The sequence below is a fragment of the Chitinophaga polysaccharea genome (assembly GCF_007829335.1).
Lineage (GTDB): Bacteria > Bacteroidota > Bacteroidia > Chitinophagales > Chitinophagaceae > Chitinophaga > Chitinophaga polysaccharea_B.
This window is the reverse complement of the sequence record NZ_VIWO01000003.1, coordinates 210,152-230,583: the sequence shown is the minus strand read 5'-3', so window position 1 is coordinate 230,583 and position 20,432 is coordinate 210,152. Positions and strand designations below refer to the sequence as shown.

Here is a 20,432-nt window from a genome sequence, read left to right as displayed (position 1 = left end):
TTTTCGGCCGCCGGCCGCAGCCGTATAAGTATTTGTAAGGGGAAGGTAGAAAATTTTCCAAAAAACTTGCATCCTTAAACGTTTAAGCATATTTTTAACTAATGAAGAAAGTCTCACTAAAAGATATTGCAACCGCAGCGGGCGTATCTACTGCCCTGGTATCTTATGTGCTGACCAACAAAGAAAAAGAGGCCCGGGTAGGAGAAGAAATTGCGAAGAAGATCCGGGAAATTGCCCGGAAGCTGAACTATCAGCCCAATTATATTGCCCGCAGCCTGAAGAGCGGGCGTTCTTTTACCATTGGATTGATCGTAGCGGATATTTCCAACCCATTCTTCGGCAATATTGCCCGGACCATTGAAGATGAAGCCAAGCGGAATAATTACACCGTTATTTTTGGCAGCTCTGATGAAAATGCCGCTAAGTCGGGCGACCTGGTAAATGTGTTGTTGAACCGGCAGGTAGATGGATTGATCATTACTCCTGCCGAAGGGTCGGAGCAACAGCTCCGGCAACTGCAGGCGCAAAATATTCCCTTTGTACTGATCGACCGTTTTTTTCCGGACATAACTGCCAGCCACATTACGGTGGATAATTACCAGGGGGCTAAGAAAGCGGTGGAGCACCTGATCCGTAAAGGCAGGCAGCGGATAGGCATGATTGCGTATAAAACGACCCTGCATCATATCAGTGAGCGCAAACGCGGCTACCAGGAGGCCTTGCAGACACATGGATATAGCGCCGGCCGCAGCCTGCTGAAAACTGCCCGCTATTCGCATCTCAAAGAAGATATGCAACTGGCCATCGATCAGCTGCTCAACAGCCGCCATCGCGCCGACGCCATCTTCTTTGCCACCAACAGCCTGGCCATAGAGGGGTTGAAATATATCAATGAACGGGGTATCCGTATCCCCGATGAACTGGCCATCATCACGTTCGATGAAACGGATGCGCTGGACCTGTTCTACTGTCCCGTTACCTTTGTACGGCAACCTATCCCCGAAATGGGTAAAGCCGCCGTGCGGGTACTGTTGGAACAAATTAATCAACCGCATAAAGGCATAGAACATATTTGTATCGATACCACGCTGGTAGTCAGAAAATCCTGTGGCAAACGCCGCTAACCAGCCACCAGACAGGAACCCGTGTAGTGTTATGCCCATGCTTAAACGTTAAAGCTTATTACTCACTGTGATCTAATACCACGTAAAATGAAAAAACTATTGCTGCTTGTTCTTACCGTTTGTGTCAGCGCGGCCATCTATGCACAACAACCTTTTAATGGCCTGGATATGAACATGGGTAACCTGTTCCGTTTATCTGATGCTAAAACCCGCTCTATCAGCCCGGAAAACCCGACCGGCGAGCCCGGCAAAGGCGGCATCACACCGGTAGACCAGGGCACCGCAAAAAATGCCGCCAGGGAGTTGGGACAAGGATGGAAAGTGAATCCGTTCATCAACATCGAAGCCGGAAAAACCTTTACCCTGGCCGAAATGAGCGGCCCCGGCGCTATTCAGCATATCTGGATGACGCCCACCGGCAACTGGCGTTATGCTATTCTCCGTATTTACTGGGACGATGAATCCACCCCTTCCGTAGAAGTGCCTGTAGGTGATTTTTTTGGAATGGGCTGGGGAGAATATGCTCCGCTTAGTTCCCTTGCCGTATGCGTAAACCCGGGTAGTGCCTTCAACTGCTACTGGGCCATGCCCTTCCGCAAGAAGTGCAAAATCACCATGGAAAATATCAATACCGAAAGAATGACCCTCTACTACCAGGTAGACTACACCCTTACCCAGGTGCCGGAAGATGCCGGCTATTTCCATGCGCAATTCCGTCGTAATAACCCGGTAAAAGGCGCGGAGTTTACCATGATAGATGGCGTGAAAGGAAAAGGCCAGTACGTAGGCACCTACCTCGCCTGGGGCGTTAACAACAATGGCTGGTGGGGAGAAGGCGAAATCAAATTCTTCCTGGATGGCGACCGCCAGGCCCCTACTATCTGCGGTACCGGTACGGAAGACTATTTCTGCGGTTCCTACAACTTTGATAACAAAGGGCATTACCAGGAATTCAATACACCCTACACCGGTCTGCACCAGGTAATCCGCCCCGATGGACTTTATAAATCCCAGCAACGTTTCGGCTTATACCGCTGGCATATTATGGATCCTATCCGCTTCGAAAAAGAGCTGAAGGTTACCATACAAGACCTGGGCTGGCGCAGCGGCGGACGGTATCTGCCACAGCAATCGGATATCAGCAGCGTAGTATTCTGGTACCAGCGCGAACCACATGCCCCCTTCCCGGCGCTACCGGCAAAAAATGATTTGGAAGTAAACTAACGTATACGCATAAACTACCGGACGATGAGCAGAACTATGTTAACAGGATTACAATTGATCGGCACCAGTTTTTCCGGAGAAGGCGACCACACCTTCCGGGCCTTTGACCCGGTACAGCAACAATGGCTGCCCACCGAATTCCGGGAAGCCACCGCCGGCGAAATGGATGCCGCCCTCACCCTGGCGGCCAAAGCCTTTCCACATTACAAAAAGCTGCCCGCCACCCGGCGCGCTGCCTTCCTGCAAGCCATTGCAGCAGAAATCATGGCTTTGGGCGATGAACTGATCCAGGTGGCGGCTGCCGAAAGCGGGCTACCCGTAGCGCGACTCCAGGGCGAAAGAGACCGCACCACCGGGCAGCTGCAATTATTTGCCGACACCATTACCGAAGGTTCCTGGGTCAACGCCCGGATCAACACCCAACCCGATATCCGCCAACTGCAAATACCCATTGGCGTAATCGGCATCTTTGGCGCCAGCAATTTTCCGCTCGCCTTTTCGGTAGCGGGCGGCGATACTACCGCTGCGCTGGCCGCCGGTTGTACGGTGGTGTTTAAAGCACATCCCGCGCATCCGCATACCTCTCACCTGGTAGCCACTGCCATCCGTAAGGCCGCGCTCAACACGCAAATGCCCGAAGGGGTATTTTCCATGCTGCATGGCACCTCTCATGAAACGGGGCAATACCTCGCCGCACATCCCCTGCTGTCGGCCATTGCATTTACCGGCTCTTTCCGGGGTGGTAAAGCACTATATGAAACGGCTACACGAAGAACTACGCCCATCCCGGTGTATGCAGAAATGGGCAGCGTGAACCCTGTTTTCTTTCTCCCGGGAATTTTGCAGGAAAAAGGAGCCGAACTGGCACAACAATTCCTGCAATCCGTGACGCAGGGCGTTGGACAATTTTGCACTAATCCCGGTATGTTCATCACCGCTAAAGACGACGCCAGTACCTTTGTACAAGCGTTGCAACAAGGCATTGCCACCGCCGCCGGCGGGTATATGCTTACGCCAGGCATACTGGAAGCCTATACCAGTGGTGTGGAGCAATTGACCCGGCAAGGCGCACTCGTACTCGGAAAAGCACCTGCCAACCCACACCAGGGCAGTCCCTGCCTGTTACAGGTATCTGTGGCCCAGGCGCTTGAAAACCCCACGCTCTGTCATGAAGTATTCGGGCCTTCCTCCCTGCATATACAAGCCACTAATATGGAAGAACTATACTTGCTGGCACAGCGACTGGAGGGACAGCTCACCGTTACCATTCACGGTACGGAAACAGAGCTGGCCGCACATGCTCCCCTGATAGATATCTTACGGGAGAAGGCAGGCCGGATCATTATCAATGGTTTTCCTACAGGCGTTGCCGTTAACCACGCCATGGTACATGGAGGCCCCTGGCCTGCCACCACACCCGCTGCCGGCACATCTGTAGGCACTGCCGCTATTTACCGCTTCTGCCGGCCGGTATGCTTCCAGGGATTCCCCGCATCGCTATTGCCACCGGAATTGCAGGACAGCAATCCTTTGGGGATATGGCGATTGGTAGACGGTCATTTTTCAAACACATAATAATCAGCTATGGACCTTGGTCTGAAAGATAAAATCATCCTCGTTACTGGCGGCGCCAAAGGCATAGGTGCCGCTATTACCAGCATACTGGCGCAGGAAGGCGCCATCCCCATTATCATTGGCCGCAGTGAAGCCGATAACCAGGCGCACCTGCAACATATTCAGCAAGCCGGTGGGAAAGCTGCACAGGTGGTAGCGGAACTCACCGACCCTGCTGCCTGTGAACAGGCCATTGCCGCCGTGGCCGCCCAATTTGGCAGGATCGACGGACTGGTGAACAATGCCGGCATTAATGACGGCGTAGGGCTTAAAACAGGCTCCTACGAAGGGTTTATGCAATCCCTCCACCGCAACCTGGTACACTACTACCTGATGGCACATCATGCACTCCCTTTCCTGATTGCCAGCAAAGGCGCTATCGTAAACATCAGTTCTAAAACCGCTGAAACAGGCCAGGGCAAAACTTCCGCTTATGCCGCTGCCAACGGTGGCCGCAATGCGCTCACCCGGGAATGGGCAGTAGAGCTTCGCTCCTTCGGCATCCGCGTCAACGCCATCATCGTGGCAGAATCATGGACACCGCTGTATGAAAGCTGGATCAATACCTTCCCGGATAAAGAAGCCAAACTGGCCAGCATCGTGGCCAACATTCCCTTCGGTAAACGCATGACGCACCCGGAAGAAATTGCACAAACCACCGCGTTCCTGTTGTCAGAGAAATCGAGCCATACCACCGGGCAACTGATACATGTAGACGGTGGCTATGTACATCTCGACAGGGCGCTGATATAAACATTCACCTCAATTCCACCGATATGAAATCTATCCTCCTTTCCAGTTGCCTCGCTGCAGGATTGGCCGCCTGTAACAGCGGAACAAAAAACACGGCGCAACAGGCCACCACTCCCGGCAACTTCAACGAAGACGTGGCTTTCCTGCAACAACACCTGCAAAACGTAGTAGTATTAAAACACGCCGGTGACAGCGGCCGTGTAGTCATAACCGGCGACTACCAGGCCCGTGTAATGACCAGCACCACCGGCAGTAACAGCGGTAAAAGCTTCGGTTGGATCAACTATCACCTGGTAGCTTCCGGAAAATATGCGCCCCATATCAATGCATTCGGCGGCGAGGAACGCTTCTGGCTTGGGCCGGAAGGAGGACAATACGCCCTTTTCTTTCCGCCGGGAAAGCCCTTTGATTTTGCTAACTGGCAAACACCCGGATTGATAGACACCGCGCACTATACCGTTACCACGCAATCCGATACCGCTATCACCTACCAGCAAGAGGGCGCCCTGCAAAATTATTCCGGCACCCATTTCCACCTCCATATCAGTCGCACTATCCGCCTGCTCAACAACCAGGAGATCAACACCACACTGGGTTTTGCTTTGCCGGCAGGCATGCACAGCGTGGCTTATGAAACCACCAACACACTCACCAACAAAAGCGATAGCGCCTGGCAGGAACAAAGCGGTCTGCTGAGCATATGGCTGCTCGGCATGTTTAAACCGTCGGACCAAACCGCTGTGATAGCACCTTTCAGGCATATCCCCGATGCTCAAAAACATATCACCGATGACTATTTTGGTAAAATAGGCCCCGCTAACTTACAGGTAAAAGACAGCCTGCTGTTGCTGCGCGCCAATGGCAAATCACGCGGCAAACTGGGACTCTCTCCACTTGTGGCTAAAAAAGGCGCCGGCAGTATTGACCTGGCCAACAATACACTCACCGTACTATTTTATGAAGTAGTACCACAGGGACGTTATGTGAACGCTAAATGGGAACTGCAACAGGAACCGTTTAAAGGCGATGCGGTGAACTGCTACAATGATGGTCCCCTGGCCGATGGCACACAAATGGGACCTTTCTATGAAGTGGAATCTTCTTCCGATGCCAGGGCCTTAACACCTGGCGAAGCCATGACCTATAAACAAGTAACTATGCACTTCGAAGGGAGCCGGGAGGCACTACAGGCAATGGCACAACAACTGTGGCAGCTGCCGTTGGAAGAAGTTCAACATTTTCTCACCAGCAAATAAACACACATGGATATCCTCCATATTTATAAAACATCTCAGTTCCTCCTGGTAGTGCACCAGGAGCAATACTACTCCATTAATGCCGCCTGGGATCAATATGTAAACAGACCAGGATTATACCAGCACGTGCTCGCGGATATCAGCAGCCGTACGCCTATCTCCAGGGATGTTGCAGCAACGGTACTCGCACACGATTTGCAGGCGCCTATCGGATCGCAGGAAGTATGGGCTGCCGGTGTTACCTACTATCGCAGTCGCACCGCCCGCATGGAAGAATCGGAAATATCCGGTGGCGCCACCTTTTATGATAAAGTATATGTGGCCGAACGTCCGGAGCTCTTCTTTAAAGCCACCCCCCACCGCGTTTCCGGCCATCAGCAAACTTTATATATCCGGGAAGATTCTACCTGGGATGTACCCGAGCCGGAGCTTACTCTATTTGTAAGCAGCCAGGGTACCGTGGAAGGCTATACGATAGGCAACGATATGAGCTCCCGCAGTATTGAAGGAGAAAATCCGTTGTATCTGCCGCAGGCAAAAGTATATGAAAAATGCGCCGGACTTGGCCCCTGCCTGATGGTGCCCGACCAGCCCATCCCGGCCAATACCACGATCAGCATGTCGATTTACCGGCAGGAACAGTTGCAATACAACGACAACGTACCTATCAGTCAAATGAAGCGCAGCCATGAAGAGCTAGTCCGCTTTCTCTTTAAAGGCTGTGCTTTCCCTACCGGTTGTTACCTGATGACCGGCACCTGCCTGGTACCTGGCAACGACTTCACCCTGCAGGATCACGACCGCGTTGAAATCAGTATCGATCATATTGGTCAACTGGTCAACAACATCCAAACGCTGCGCGGATAGTTATACCAATTGCAAAGACATTTTCTTACCTGCCACCACGGCGTGCGTGGCAGGTATAGTACCATATGCCACCTTCAGCGAAGGAACACCCTTCTTCCAATTCACCGTACCAAAACCTGTATTCGTGGAAATAAAACTGGTGAAATCGCCTATCCGGGAATCGATATACAATGCCTGATCCACAGCGTCGTAACGCACGCCGGTCAGCCCCTGTAATAACCCGTAGCTCGACATGGCCCTCGCATACCAATGCCCGCACTCGTACTCATTGAAAGGATTACGCACCGTGCCGTCGTATCGCTGGCGACAGGCACGTACAATCTCTAACCCTTTTTCCACTTCGCCATGAAACATCAGGTGAGCAGCCACCTGGTATTCGATACCGGTCCACACTTCATTGCTATATACAAAGGGAAGCGACAACATGCCTCCTTTAGGCCAGGAACACAGTAACAAGCCGCCCTCCCCTCCCAGCGCATAGGTGGAGCGTTGCGGGTTTACATGGGTGCTCAAATCTTTCTTCAAGTTGTATTTGTGTACCGCCAGCAAATGACTTTTGGTTTTGGCGGCATCAACAGGCTCTTCCAGGCCACATACCCGGGCTATCCAGGCCCCCAGTATGCCGTCGGACAGGCAACCCTCGCCATACTGGTATTTGGGGCCTTCTTTTTTCAGCAACACCAGCGCTTCTTCCGCATATTGTGTACCGAACGACTGTGCCTTTACCGGGTCGGGCGCTTTTAAGCCGGTCCACTTAATTTGCTGTATAAAAAATTCACCGTTGTATAAGGTAGTTTCCAATGCCTGTTTCCCCTTCTGATAAAGACTGCTGTAAGCCGATATATCCTGGTGCAGGAAGGTACCCATGTGCATGATGGCCTGCAATGCACCCAGGTAAAAACTGGTACACATGCTGGTAGGTCCCCAGAACTCAATGTCGTAGGTATTGTGATGTGGTTCTTCCACCAGTCCTTTTCCTTCGGGGTCCCAGGTACGGATACAGTAGTCCATGCTCACTTTTATGAGCGGATACATTTTCTTCAGCCAGTCGTAGTCACCGCTGATGCGCCAGTCGCGGTATATTTTCATAATCCCACCCAGCTGTCCATCTGCTGCGGAATGAAAATTATGCACCAGCGGAGAGATGGGCAGATTGGCGCGGAAACCCTGGTGGCCTTCCGCATTTTGATTCTCGTTGAACTCCGTGTTGCGCAAGCTTCTTTCCAATGCGGGAAAGAGGTGAGGTACCGCCTGCGCATAATTCCATACGTGGGTGCAGGTGCCGTGACAGCTTCCCCAGCTGTCGCCGGAGCCTTCCCAGCACCAGAAACGTCCATCGTGCTGGCGCATAACGGTAGCCGATTTCAGGATAGTAAGATTAGCCGCCACCGCTTCCAGTACCTCCGGCGGCAAAGAGCTGTTATAAAAAGTATCAGTAAAGCGTTGGGTGTTTTCCTGAAGGGTATTGTAATGCTGTGCCCAGTAATCTGCCACCGCCTGTATGCTATCGAACCGGCTGCTGTACCAGGGCTTATAATAAGCAGGTGCGCCTGGTTGATTACCCACAGTATCGCCTATACGCAATTTAGAATCCGGTACATACCAGGCCATCATCACGCGAATAGTTTTCTTTTCACCGGGTTGCAGGCGGAAAGGCACAAACAGGGATGCGCCGGGTGCATCCTGCGCTACGGGTGGCGTGTTGCGGGTATTACCCTCTTTCAGCGTATTCCATACCATGGTGAGCGGATCGAACCAGTTGCCGCGAAACCAGCAATGATCCACCACGGTATTGGGCTCGCTGGTATAGATAGCAAAATGTCCTTGCTTCTCCGGCGCATCTGCTACGGCGGCCTGTGATAATATAAATCCGTTGGCATAGGGTTTTATGGCATTACCAGCGTCGCCCTGGCGCATAAAGTTCCGGGTGTTGTAAGAGAAGACATATTCTTCCTCCTGGTGGCTTTTGTTGGTAAACTGGTATTCCAGTCCGCCAACAGGCATGCTGGCGTGATCTTCATCTGTGGGAATAAAAGGACTCCACCCTTTTATGCTTACTTGCAATGGCAGTTGTGGGTCGGCGAGTGTAATATGTGCAAAAGGAAAGCGGGCCTGCAGCGTAGCCGTTTTAAACCGGGGCAGTCCCCAGGTAGCGCCACCAGTACCTCCCAGGCCAGCATCCCGCTGTCCGAATTTCTTCCAGTCGGGTACCGGGCCTTCCAACACCCGGGCCAGGCCGGGCGTACCTTTCAAGCTGATGGCGGCAAACATGGCCGGTTCATGAAACATTTCCGGATTATGGCGCACCGATAAATGAGAGATCGCGCCGGTACCTTCCAGGCAAAACATGCCAGCGCCAATGCCGCCAATAGGAAACGCCGCCCGGTTATTATATTTCCCGGCATAAACGTCGTTGAACCTGCGCCGGGTTTCCGCTGTCTTATTATACTCTTTCTCCTCGTCAACAGGCAGATTGGCTGCTCCGGCTACTGAAGGCAGCGCTGTTACACCGAAAGAGGCAATGGCTATATTTTTCAGGAAAGAACGCCGGTTGTTATCTTTTTTCATACGCATGTTTTTTTGAGACGGCTACCGGGTCGGTCGTTTTCATGCGCCAATCCTGGTTACATAGCCCATAACGGGAACACCTGTTTGTGAATATGGGCAACAAAATGCTTAATCGTTTAAGCTAATCTATATAAAAATAGATAATTCATCGTTAGTAAGCAATGCTTTTGGGGGAGAAATAAAAAAAATAAAGCAGGTGTCCCCATTAAAGGGAACACCTGCTTTATAGGAAATGACAATCGCTTACGGTCTCGCTTCCAGCAAGCCCGTAATCACTTCATTCCCATTTTTGTCTACGGCAAACACCGTTACCTTAGCGCGATCATTACTCACTGCCCGTACGATCAGGTGATCGGTTTTCAATTTCTTGATAATAGCCCGTGGTAAGTCGATAAACAGCCAGCCGGGAGAAAATCCATTGTCTACATGCGAGAAAAAGCTGTTATTACCCAGGTGATACAAACTGAAATAATCCGGATCTCCGTTTACCGCCACCGCTGCAGGATACATTTTCATATCCCGGTTAAATGGTACATAGGCGTTCAGGAATGCCAGGTCATCGGGGCCCATGGCGAAGAAGGCCATACTGAGAGAACTGGGCGCCGATCCATTCTGGTAGGTCAACTGCAATACGTTGATGCTGCTCTTCTGGAAAGGCGATGCTCCTGACAGCAACAGCGAACGCAGGTTGAAGGGATTATCAAACCAGGTGATAGGCGCTTTCAAACGGATCATCTTCATGGGAATACCGCCTTCCGACTGGTAAGTCTGCCCCTTACGATAAGGTTGTATATCGATGGTATCCTGGCCTACGTTCAATACTTTAAAAAAGAAATCGCTGATACCGCCCGATTCGTTCCAGCCGGAGAACACACTGCCGCTGGCAAAGCTCAGCAACGGGGCGCCGGTAGCACTGCTCACATCAAACAAAGTGGGCGTGGTGGCATTGGATACCGGGAATGGCGATTTGGAAGTGTAGGTACGGCTGGCCGTATCAAACTTCAGGATGATAGGCGTAGCACTCAGCACCGCCGTATCCGGGTTAGGCACGTATATCACCCAGCCATTGGGCGCATCTGCCAGCCGTTGCAAAATTTGTGTATTGAGCCGGTCCTGTTTGGCCGACAATTCATCCAGGTTAAAATCCTTTTCATATTTTGTACACCCCACCATACTTGTCACCATTGCCAGGGCTATCAGGAGTTGATATGTAGTTTTCATTTTCCCTTTTTTTAATGTCATTAAATACGTTAGGGTACCAGCGCCATCACGGTGGAATCCAGCTTTACCTTCATCAGGTGCAGGTCAATACCTTTACTCAGGTAAAAAGCATTGACCATCTTATACTTCTTTTCCAGCTTTGGGTTGATGGCGGCAATGCGGAGCACTTCCGACTTAGGCAAGCGGATCATGGTTTCTACCGTAGTGGCAAAATCTTCTTCCGGTAAATATCCCCCGTAAGCAGTAAAAAATCCGTCCTGATTAGCCTGTTCATCTGTTTTATACTGGAACTGTAAGTCGTAATAAGTCCCTTGTGATACCTGGTCGTATCCTACCGGGCGCCCAAACTTCTGATCCAGCTGATGCGCATGTTCGTGGTATACTGTGCAGATATGATCCCTTATCCAACCCCGGTCCAACGCGTAATTATCTACATCTCCCATACCTAACCGGTAATATTGGGCGTTCAATCCTGCGCCTGCAGCGGGTCCTGAGTTCAGCGAGTTAAAGTGGATACCTGTTCCTACCGTCAGGAATTCGATGGGTATCTGGTGCTTGGAAAATTCTGGCGCATAGATGCTGATCGGTTCCAGCCACATTTTCTCCACCACTATTTTCGTATAGGGCTTGGCTTTATCATATTTGGCCGGCACAAAAAAAGTAGTCGGATCAATCACCCTCGGTTCGAACTTGTAAATAACCCGCAACCCATATTTTTGCTGGATGGTGTCTATGAGGCTGTCCAACCCGTTTCTCAGCGCCCCCCTGGGAAAATAATCGATGGTATCGTTGATCGCCGGCTGCTTGTCTTTCACACAAGAGAAACAGATCAGGCTGATCAACGCAGTTATGACAGATAATTTGATTACTTGTTTCATAATAAAAAAGTTTGCAGGTGGTTATCTGGGATTTAATTCGGAGGCGATAGGTACATTCCGTTCCTGTTCCAAACGTGGTATCTGCAAAGCCTTTCGCAGATCGCTGGCATTCAGTACATCTGCCGGAGGGCCGCCCCTGGAGGTGCGATGCTCCACTCTTAATCCCAGCCTTTTTACATCATACCAACGCAATCCTTCGTTTACAAATTCCTTCCTTCTCTCCAGCAATATGATATCCAGTAACGCCTGTTTCGTGATAGCCGGATCTAATGACATATAGGGTACGTATCTTTCCTTACGGATAGCTTCCACGTCGGCCAGCGCGCCGGCAACAGCATTACCGTTAGTGCTTCTCAGCAAGGCTTCTGCATGATTGAGCAATACCTCTTCCATGCTGAAGTAAGGCGTTTTAATGGGCGTGTTATTGGGACTGTTAGGCTGCGTACCATACTTGATAGCGATCAGCCGCCGGTCAATCACCGTACCTACTGCGGTAAACACCCTTCTTCTCAGATCGCTGGTGCCCGCCGGCTGATACAGCGGAACGATAGAATCGCTGGGGAAAAAACCACAGATAGAAAAGCCGGTTGGGGTAATGGGCGACAGGTTAGTTACATAAGACAACATCAACAAATTTGGATGAGAGGCCGGGTCCATATACCTTGCCGCAAAAAAAGGTAAGCCATTGGATTGCTGGAAAACGAGATCAGCCGCCAGATTCCGGACGATACGCCCTTTTTCTGCTATCACGGCATCTGCATATTTCACTGATTCATCCCATTCTCCCTTATATAGCTTGATACGGGAAAGGAAAGCATTAGCGCTGGCTATGGAAAAATGGTAAGGATTAGCGGGCACGTAACTACCTCCTTTTTGCAACAACGCGAGGCCATCGGTAGCATCTTTTTCTACCTGGTCGTATACCTGCTTCACCGTATTGCGATGATAGAAATTAATATTGCCTTTATTGATTTCAGTCACCAACGGTATACCCAGGTCTTTGGCAGCCGTGGCCGTATTGTAGTGTTGCCCGAAAAGGTTCACCAATATAAAATGACAATAGGCACGGATCAGCAGGGCCTCTCCTTTTACCGCCGCTTTCTGTTCCGGGGAACCGGTAGCGGCATCAATACCTTCTGTGACTAAATTGGCATAGTATATTTTTGAATAGAACCCAGCGTAAGCCACTGCCGGTCCGGTATTAATGTTATCCGGGTAATCATCTTTCCATAAATACATGGGCAGGTAGGCACTGATATTAGAGGCCTGCGCCAGCTGCGCATGAAAGTCATAGTCGTCGGTAAGAATATCTGTAAACAGGTCATGTCTTACCGGGTAGGCATTTACCAATACTTTGGCATACTGATCGGCCGATTCTATTTGCGCCCGGTTATCATATGCCTCTTCTGTAAACTTCTTACAACCTGTCATTCCCACACAGAAGAGCAACAATAACATCGCCAGGTTGCTTATTTTCAGAGCTGTCTTTACCATAGCTGAATATTTTAAAATTGGGCGTTTAATCTGAGTGTATAAGAAGTAGGGTTAGGGAGATTGACACCCGAAATAATGCTTTGCGGATCCACTCCACGTAAGTCCCTGTCGGCCCAGAAATAAAGGTTGTTGGCAGCGAGCGACAAACGCGCCATTTTCAACGGGCTTGCTTTCTTCGGTACAAAGTCGTACGACAAAGTCACTTCACTCAACCGGAGCACGGCGGCATTCACCACCATCAGGTCGCTCCTGTTGTACGCAAACTCCCGCTGAATAAAAGCAGCCTGGTTATAGGCATCCTGGATATTGGATACCAGCCCAGGGATATTGGTGATCTTCTCATCGCCGGGAATACGCCAGCGGGCGGCCACATCTTTCTGGGTAGCCAGGTTGTCGTCGTAAGTGCTGCTAACGATGGGGTTTCTGAACACTTTGTTGCCAAAGCTATAGGTAAAGAAAACCCGCAACTCAAATGATTTGTAATTGAAACTGTTGGTAAAAGAGCCGGTTACGGTTGGATCACGGGAACCCTGGTATGCAATCAGTGAGTCATCCTGCGAAGACAACACGATGTTACTGTACTTGTTATTTTTGGCTCCGTAAAACAGGGGTTGCCCCATATTATCCAAGCCGGCAAAACGGTAGGCGTATAAACCGTTGAGTGGCCTGCCCACCTCTCCATAACCTGTTGGCGATGTTTTCTGGGTTAACAACGGTGAAAAAACACCCTGTGTTAACCGGTTCTTCACCTGTCCCACCAGGACATTGAAGTTCCAGTGAAAATCCCGCGTACGTACAATGTCTTTAATCCCCAGGGTAACATCTATCCCTTTATTGGTCATGCTGGCCCAGTTGATCGTTTTGGTGGGGAAGCCGTCCTCATAGGATACGTTCCTGGATGCCACCAGGTCTTTGTTGGCGCGGTTATAATATTCTGCTGTCAGGGTAATTTTGTTGAACACCCCTACGTCAATACCCACACTGGTGGTATAATCTTTCTCCCAGTTGAGGTTATATAATTCCGGGGAGAGGATGTTGATGCCTAACTCATCATAGTTAGGATCGCCGCGATAATAGTTTTGGTATTTGGCATTTAACGCAGGAGAACTTTGCCAGGCGTTCCCACGCAAAGCATAGCTACCTCTTACTTTCAGGAAATCTATTTTGCCCGCGCTGTTCAGCTGCTCCATAAATTTCTCGCGGCTTACGTTCCAGGCCAGCCCGATACTGTAGTTAGGCAGGAACCGGGTTTTGGTGGCAGAACCAAACAGGTTGCTGCCATCAACCCTGGCGGCCAGGTCTACGATATATTTTTCGTCGAATACGTAGTTGGTATTGAGGAAGAAGGCCGTTTTATTTTCCCGGGTAAATGTTTCGGTATAATACGGTTCATTCTTTTCAATGGCCGCTCTTAATGCCAGCGGGCTGGGGGAAATAATTTTACCGGCATAATACTGGTATCCCCATCCGCGGGTGGTGGTAGTGTTCACTTTGTCGCTGCCTATTTCAAAGCCGCCAAATACGTTGACAACATGAAGGCGATTAAAAGCATGGTTCCAGTTTAACGCGTGCCGCATCGTTAAGAAACTTCCCCGGGCGGTTTGCTGATCGAGGATACCGCCTGTGGGTAAAATCGTTTGTGGTATGGCGTTAGGATCGTTCGGATCCTTATACAGCAAGGTATTGAGGTTAGCGATCGACAGTGGGGAGGCTACCCGGTAAGCGGCCGCCACATTGGATCTTTCGGTCATCACGTGGCTCAGATCTGCGCTCGTTTTCCGGGCCGACATCAACGTTTCATAGGTGAGCCCGGGGATGATCTTATACGTCAGCTTCAACGCCGTTCTGATATCCGTGCTGCTGAGCGTATTGAAATTTTCATGCAGCTCATTCAGTACGTTGAAGGGAGCAAAATCACGCAGGTAATATTTGTAGTTGCCGTTTTCATCGTAAGGCACCATGGCGCGGCTGGTATTGACCGCATAACTGAATGGGTTGAGGTCGAAGTTACGGGACGACTGGCCATTACGGGTACTGCTATTAAACGTTCCCGGGGTGAGTTGATCCCGGTAGGTGAAGTTGGTGATAAAGTCCAAGTCCAGCTTCTTGGTAACGTTAATCACTGTACGGAAGTTAGCGGTATAGCGGTTGGTATTATATCCCTTTGCCTGTCCATCGTCGTGCAGGTAGCTGCCAGACAGGAAGTAAGTTGCTTTTTCACTACCGCCACCGATAGAGAGGTTATGCTCCTGCACCAGGTTGTTCCTGAACAATACCTTAAACCAGTCGGTATTCACCGCGCGGGCTTTATTCAGCAATTCGTTGGCCTGGGCCTGGGTAATGTTACGCTGGGTATATTGATTATAGATATCTGTAAAGGCGCCGGTGGTGCTGGGATAGTTTAATACCGAAAGATAACCATAGCGGTAAAGCTCACTGGAAAGCTCCATTTGTTCCTTGGAGTCCATGAGGTTAAAGGTAGCTACGTTGGGGCGGATGCCGAGTGTCAGGGCGCTTCCTGCGTTGACCGTCATCTGTCCTTTTTTCCCTTTTTTGGTGGTGATGGATACCACGCCGTTGGCGGCGCGGGTACCATATAGGGAGGTCGCGGATCCATCTTTCAGGATGGCGATATCTTCAATATCTGCAGGGTTGAGGCCGGCAATGGCAGATCCGAGCAGGGCGGCGGGGTCGCCGGAATATAACTGGTTGGGTTGTATATTGGCAGGAGAGCTAACGGGTACGCCATCTACCACATATAGGGGTTCCTGGTTGGCGCTGATGGAGGCACTTCCCCGGATCCTGATCTTTGGCGTACTGCCGAAGGTGGAGGATACGTTTTCCACGCTAACACCGGCCACGGCACCCTGCAGCATCCGCGACACATCACCCACGCCGGAACGCTGCAGCAGGGCTTTATCTACCTTGCCTACGGCGCCGGTAAACGTTTCCTTGTTCAACTGTTGAAAACCGGTGATGATCACCTCATTCAGCGATTTTTCCGGCACTTTTAATATTACCTGTAGTGTTTGCCCTTTCCTTACGGGAATTTCACGGGTCGTAAAGCCGGGGTTATAGATTACCAGCACATCTCCATCAGCAACAGCGATGGAAAAGCTACCGGTTTTGCTGGTGGTTACCGCGGTGCTATATTTTCCTTTCACGAAAACAGTCACCCCAGGCAAGGGAGCACCGGTAGAATCAGTCACCTTACCGGTTACGGGTTCTTGCTGCCGGGTAACGTCTTCTCTTTCGTTTTTTTTAGCATCATTTTTTGCGGCCGTCGAATCGGGGAAAATAAATACGGAATTTTTACCGATGGTGTATTGCAACCCCTGGTTTCTGAGGGTCAGGTCCATCAGGTTGCGCAGCGGCATGTCTTTTACATTCAGGTCTACCGGCTTCATATCCTTTATCACCGACGACTTACAGACAACGGCATAAGCAGTTTGTTTCTTAATGGTGAGAAATACCTCTTCCACGGGTATTTTCTTTCCGGAAATGGAAACGATCTGCGTACTACCGTTTACGCTGATGTGTAAACACATAATGAGGAAGACAAATGCAGTCAGCTTCCGCAATAGCTTACTTAGCCGTTCCTTTCCGGGACGACCTTTGCAGGGTGTAAAGTGCATAGACTTGGTTTACTTTGATTGATAAAATTGCGCTCCCCGTTGTAACGGAACTACAGCTACCTTTCTGACTTTCACAGGAACAGGGGTATGCTACCTATTTTAATTACTCTTTTTGACGATTATTTGCTTTCCTCCGTCACCGATGCTGAATTTAATGCCTGATTCTTCCATAAAGCCAAGTACAGTTGACAGGTGTTCTGATCTGCTGATCTCGCCCCAGAAGGTAATATCCGGGATATTGCCTTCATACACGACATCGATATTATACCATCTTGATATTTGCTTCATCACTTCTGCCAGGGCCATGTTATGCAGGTTGAGCATACCATTCTTCCAGGCCATTACGCGGCTGGTATCGGCGGTTTGCACCTTCATATTCGCCAATTGGCTATTCATGAGGGCCGCTTGCTGACCAGGTACCAGGATGGCGCCTTTACTGTCGCCCTGCGACGGGGTTACCAATACTTTGCCATCCAGCAGGGTTATTCTGGCGGCCGGGTCGTCCTGGTAGGCACATACGTTGAAGCTGGTCCCTAATGCTTGTACAGTACCCTGACGGCGGCCTTCCGCCGATATGAAATGTACCCGGAAAGGTTTGGATTTATCGGGGGCCACTTCAAAATAAGCTTCTCCACTTACCTCCACACTTCTTTCATTACCGGCAAATGCGGTAGGATACCGGATAGCGGTAGCGGCATTCAGCCATACTTTTGTGCCATCGGGCAATATCAGCTGAAACTGTTTTCCCCTCGGCGTCGACATTTTATTATATACTGCTTCTCCGTCCCGCTGACCGGCCATCGTTGCCTCATAGGCCAGCTGACCTTTGCTGATCACCGCGTTGATGCCTTGCTGTTTGGCCACTATCCCATCGCTCAAACTATCCAATACCACCTGGCTACCATCGCCCAGCGTAAGAATAGCCCCGTTGTTACCCGGCGCAATATCTGTTACCGCCAATATCGGTGCAGCCCGATGTGTGTAGACATAATACTGCCAGCCTACCAATGCCAGCAGCAATAATACCGCAGCGACTGCCAGCCAACGACGCAGCAAGTGTACCCGCGTATCTGCCAATCGCTCCGGTGGCGCCGCCGAAATAATACGATGGGCCAGCGCAACTTTGTCCGATCCCGTAAACGTTCCCCCATCCCGCGCAGTAGCCCAGCTGTCGTCCAACATATTTCCCAGCACTTCCGCTTCACCGTATTGCTCCAGCAACGCCACATACTCTTCCTGCTCCGCTACAGAAAGGGATTGTATGGACCATAAATGATGCAGGTGCGCTAACCTGGTACGGTAGTCTTCCAAAATCGGACATTTTTATACATAAGGACAACGCGACTCAGAAAAAGGGGGTAAAGGAGGAAAAAAAATTTTAAATTATATACCCGGGTGACTCGCAATGTACCGGGTAATAGCTGCATTGGCATGTTGGATATAGGTTTTAACGGTTTCCCTGGAAATATTCATCGCCACAGCTATCTGCTGGTAGGTCATTCCCTCCTGCCGGTTAAGGGTCCATACTTTTTTTTGTTGCGGAGGTAAACGCCGGATAGCCGCTTCTATCAGGTTGTATTGCTGCTCTATTATCGCAGTATCTTCTTCCAGTACACCCACTGCGGCATGCACCCACTCGGCATGACGCTTCCGCTCCCGCATCAGCCGCTTGATTTCATTGAGTATACGGTTACGGGAAATAACGTACAAATAAGTACGGAAATTCCGGATTTCCGCCAGGGTTTCCCGGGTCTGCCAAACTTGGGTAAAGATATCCTGTACAATTTCTTCCGCTACCTCCTTTACCCCGGTATGCCGCAGCACAAAACTGTACAGCAACCCTGAATGCTCCATCAGCAGTTGGGTAAATGCTTTTTCATCTCCACCGGCAATACGCAGGAGCAGCTCCTTATTGATATGTGTGGCATCTACAGACAAATGATTTCCTCGTTTTTTAAAACACAGCAGTTTTGGGTAACATCCCTATTGGCCAACGATATAGGTGTTTTCTTGTTGATTTCAGTTGATTGAAAATAGGTGATTTAATGACATTATTTGCATAAATATACATATAAAAAAAGCTGCCCGGTGGGTATTTTTTCGCGCCGTTGCACGAAGAAATACCCACCGGGCAGCCGTCTCCTGATATCTCTAATACCCCGGATTCTGGGTCAGGTTGCCATTCTTCTGTATTTCCGTTCTGGGAATCGGGAACAGGATCCTGTTGTTATTGTTAGTAACCGCATGCGATAACCACGACTTTTTGGTAAACACGCCAAACCGGATCAGGTCTGTGCGCCGGTGGCCCTCCTGGTCAAATTCCCAGCCCAGTTCATCGAGGAAACGGCCGTACTCAATATCGGCGCCGCCTTCGTTGGTAAACTGGTTATTTACCTGGTCTTTCATACCGTAAGCATAGACGCTGCCGGCTTTCAGCTGCGTACCCGTTACTACTGCTTTGGCCGGGTCGTTGATGAAATCCCGCTGCCTTACCTGTGTCACTATTGCCGCCGCTTCATCGGCTTTACCGGTGCGCAATAAGCTCTCTGCTTTCATCATCAGCACCTCTGCATAACGGAATACCGGGAAGTCGTTACTGAGTCGGTTAGAAGCACCCATTTTTATTTCAAACTTACCTAGCCTGAATCCATGTACTGATTCGCCTTTCTCCAGCCCCGGCAGTTCATTTACGAAACTCAAAGGCTTGCCGGCAAAATCGCCCTGCGCTACATACAGCATTTGCCCGGAGGAGGTATATTGCTGCCCTTTGATCCAGTTACGCTGGTAACGGGCATCGGCCTGGTCAAAGGTGCTGATGAACTGCGGGATAGCGCAAATACCGCCCCAGGGCGTATTTTTCAGGTTATAGGTGGCCTGGTTTTCTTGTTGCAGCGTTTGCATGTGCAGGTCAAAGGCATTCCAGTTATTGGTATAATCTTCATCCATAGGGATGGCCAACACAATTTCTTTGGAGTGCTGGTTTTCGGTTATAAAAACATTTTTCTGCGCCGCCTCCAGGATATAGGCGTTGGAGTGGATAACGCTGTCGCAGGCACTGAGGCATTTGTCCCATTGCGGGGTGCCGGTATACACGCCGGCATTCAGGTACATCTTGGCCAGCAGGGTAAACGCCGCCCATTTGTTGTACTTGCCATAGGTGCTCACATCGTTGGCGCTGCTCAGCAACTGAATATTGCCGGTGATTTCTTTTACAATGAAATCATATACTTCTTTTCTGGTGTTCTGTTTCGGCAGATATCCCATGGGCAAGTCGAACTGGGTCACCAGGGGAACATTGCCATAAAAGTCGCACAACACGGCATAGTACGATGCCCTGAGCACTTTCAGCTCTGCCAGCGTAGCAGGCTTCGCCTCCCCTACCGGTATCAGGCCGGATTCGATCTGGTAAATAATCCGGTTACAGTTGGTAATCCCCGCATAAGTTCTCGACCAGGTTTGATTCACCACATCGTCGTCGGTAGTCCAGGTATGGCGATGTAAGCGTTGGTATACGCCATCATCAAACCAACCCCAGGGACGTTTGGGAATCACCAGCTGATCGGCTGTTACTTCCTGGGCACGCCATAAGCCGTTCCAGTCGAGCAATATAAATCGCCACTGCGAGTATCCGGCGCCTACCAGCGCCGCTATATCATCTTTAGTAGGATTAAATTCCGTGGAGATAATGGTTGTATACGGCTTATCTTTTAATTTGGTGCAGGCCATACCCGTTACGATCATCAGCATCGCTAACGGTAACGCATATATGTTAAAGCGCATTTTCATGTGCAGTCATTT

The 20,432-nt window shown here is 50.3% G+C and carries 14 protein-coding genes; 6 read left to right on the top strand and 8 right to left on the bottom strand.

The window, feature by feature from the left end; translation table 11 throughout:
• The first annotated feature begins 101 nt into the window (after positions 1-101).
• From FHW36_RS12575 to FHW36_RS12550, 6 genes are all read left to right on the top strand, one after another.
• Positions 102-1,124 (top strand): LacI family DNA-binding transcriptional regulator, encoded by a 1,023-nt coding sequence (locus tag FHW36_RS12575; protein WP_145668916.1) that lies wholly within the window; start codon positions 102-104, stop codon positions 1,122-1,124.
• A gap of 87 nt (positions 1,125-1,211) precedes the next feature.
• On the top strand, positions 1,212-2,348 hold the full coding sequence (locus FHW36_RS12570; RefSeq protein ID WP_145668903.1) for a glycoside hydrolase family 172 protein: 1,137 nt from the start codon (positions 1,212-1,214) through the stop codon (positions 2,346-2,348).
• A gap of 24 nt (positions 2,349-2,372) precedes the next feature.
• Entirely contained in the window at positions 2,373-3,923 is a 1,551-nt protein-coding gene (locus FHW36_RS12565) for an aldehyde dehydrogenase (NADP(+)) (RefSeq protein WP_145668890.1), read from the top strand.
• A 9-nt stretch (positions 3,924-3,932) separates the two neighbouring features.
• Positions 3,933-4,715 (top strand): L-fucose dehydrogenase, encoded by a 783-nt coding sequence (locus tag FHW36_RS12560; protein ID WP_145668880.1) that lies wholly within the window; start codon positions 3,933-3,935, stop codon positions 4,713-4,715.
• 23 nt (positions 4,716-4,738) lie between these two features.
• Complete coding sequence (locus FHW36_RS12555; protein ID WP_145668869.1) at positions 4,739-5,971, top strand: DUF6786 family protein; 1,233 nt, start codon at positions 4,739-4,741, stop codon at positions 5,969-5,971.
• 6 nt (positions 5,972-5,977) lie between these two features.
• Complete coding sequence (locus FHW36_RS12550) at positions 5,978-6,838, top strand: fumarylacetoacetate hydrolase family protein (RefSeq protein ID WP_145668856.1); 861 nt, start codon at positions 5,978-5,980, stop codon at positions 6,836-6,838.
• On the opposite strand, the gene FHW36_RS12545 is transcribed toward FHW36_RS12550, so the two are convergent.
• From FHW36_RS12545 to FHW36_RS12510, 8 genes are all read right to left on the bottom strand, one after another.
• Complete coding sequence (locus FHW36_RS12545; RefSeq protein WP_145668842.1) at positions 6,839-9,406, bottom strand: GH116 family glycosyl hydrolase; 2,568 nt, start codon at positions 9,404-9,406, stop codon at positions 6,839-6,841.
• Positions 9,407-9,649: 243 nt separating this feature from the next.
• Positions 9,650-10,627, bottom strand: a complete 978-nt coding sequence (locus FHW36_RS12540) for a hypothetical protein (protein ID WP_145668828.1) — start codon at positions 10,625-10,627, stop codon at positions 9,650-9,652.
• A 29-nt stretch (positions 10,628-10,656) separates the two neighbouring features.
• Positions 10,657-11,505 carry a putative zinc-binding metallopeptidase gene (locus FHW36_RS12535; RefSeq protein WP_145668816.1) on the bottom strand — a complete coding sequence of 283 codons (849 nt, stop codon included), beginning with the start codon at positions 11,503-11,505 and terminating at the stop codon, positions 10,657-10,659.
• A gap of 21 nt (positions 11,506-11,526) precedes the next feature.
• Positions 11,527-12,999, bottom strand: coding sequence for a RagB/SusD family nutrient uptake outer membrane protein (locus FHW36_RS12530; RefSeq protein ID WP_145668803.1), 1,473 nt, complete (start codon positions 12,997-12,999; stop codon positions 11,527-11,529).
• 11 nt (positions 13,000-13,010) lie between these two features.
• Complete coding sequence (locus tag FHW36_RS12525) at positions 13,011-16,634, bottom strand: SusC/RagA family TonB-linked outer membrane protein (protein ID WP_145668789.1); 3,624 nt, start codon at positions 16,632-16,634, stop codon at positions 13,011-13,013.
• Between the two features lie 99 nt (positions 16,635-16,733).
• Positions 16,734-17,945 (bottom strand): FecR family protein, encoded by a 1,212-nt coding sequence (locus tag FHW36_RS12520; RefSeq protein WP_145668776.1) that lies wholly within the window; start codon positions 17,943-17,945, stop codon positions 16,734-16,736.
• 72 nt (positions 17,946-18,017) lie between these two features.
• Complete coding sequence (locus FHW36_RS12515; protein WP_145668763.1) at positions 18,018-18,572, bottom strand: RNA polymerase sigma factor; 555 nt, start codon at positions 18,570-18,572, stop codon at positions 18,018-18,020.
• Between the two features lie 213 nt (positions 18,573-18,785).
• Positions 18,786-20,420 carry a RagB/SusD family nutrient uptake outer membrane protein gene (locus tag FHW36_RS12510; RefSeq protein WP_145668737.1) on the bottom strand — a complete coding sequence of 545 codons (1,635 nt, stop codon included), beginning with the start codon at positions 20,418-20,420 and terminating at the stop codon, positions 18,786-18,788.
• Positions 20,421-20,432 lie beyond the last annotated feature (12 nt).

What these genes read in the sequence shown, in the direction of transcription:
- FHW36_RS12560 (WP_145668880.1), top strand. Translation starts at nt 3,933, where the DNA reads ATGGACCTTGGTCTGAAAGATAAAATCATCCTCGTTACTGGCGGCGCC.
- FHW36_RS12575 (WP_145668916.1), top strand. Translation starts at nt 102, where the DNA reads ATGAAGAAAGTCTCACTAAAAGATATTGCAACCGCAGCGGGCGTATCT.
- FHW36_RS12550 (WP_145668856.1), top strand. Translation starts at nt 5,978, where the DNA reads ATGGATATCCTCCATATTTATAAAACATCTCAGTTCCTCCTGGTAGTG.
- FHW36_RS12510 (WP_145668737.1), bottom strand. Translation starts at nt 20,420, where the DNA reads ATGAAAATGCGCTTTAACATATATGCGTTACCGTTAGCGATGCTGATG.
- FHW36_RS12535 (WP_145668816.1), bottom strand. Translation starts at nt 11,505, where the DNA reads ATGAAACAAGTAATCAAATTATCTGTCATAACTGCGTTGATCAGCCTG.
- FHW36_RS12525 (WP_145668789.1), bottom strand. Translation starts at nt 16,634, where the DNA reads ATGCACTTTACACCCTGCAAAGGTCGTCCCGGAAAGGAACGGCTAAGT.
- FHW36_RS12540 (WP_145668828.1), bottom strand. Translation starts at nt 10,627, where the DNA reads ATGAAAACTACATATCAACTCCTGATAGCCCTGGCAATGGTGACAAGT.
- FHW36_RS12545 (WP_145668842.1), bottom strand. Translation starts at nt 9,406, where the DNA reads ATGAAAAAAGATAACAACCGGCGTTCTTTCCTGAAAAATATAGCCATT.
- FHW36_RS12555 (WP_145668869.1), top strand. Translation starts at nt 4,739, where the DNA reads ATGAAATCTATCCTCCTTTCCAGTTGCCTCGCTGCAGGATTGGCCGCC.
- FHW36_RS12570 (WP_145668903.1), top strand. Translation starts at nt 1,212, where the DNA reads ATGAAAAAACTATTGCTGCTTGTTCTTACCGTTTGTGTCAGCGCGGCC.
- FHW36_RS12565 (WP_145668890.1), top strand. Translation starts at nt 2,373, where the DNA reads ATGAGCAGAACTATGTTAACAGGATTACAATTGATCGGCACCAGTTTT.
- FHW36_RS12530 (WP_145668803.1), bottom strand. Translation starts at nt 12,999, where the DNA reads ATGGTAAAGACAGCTCTGAAAATAAGCAACCTGGCGATGTTATTGTTG.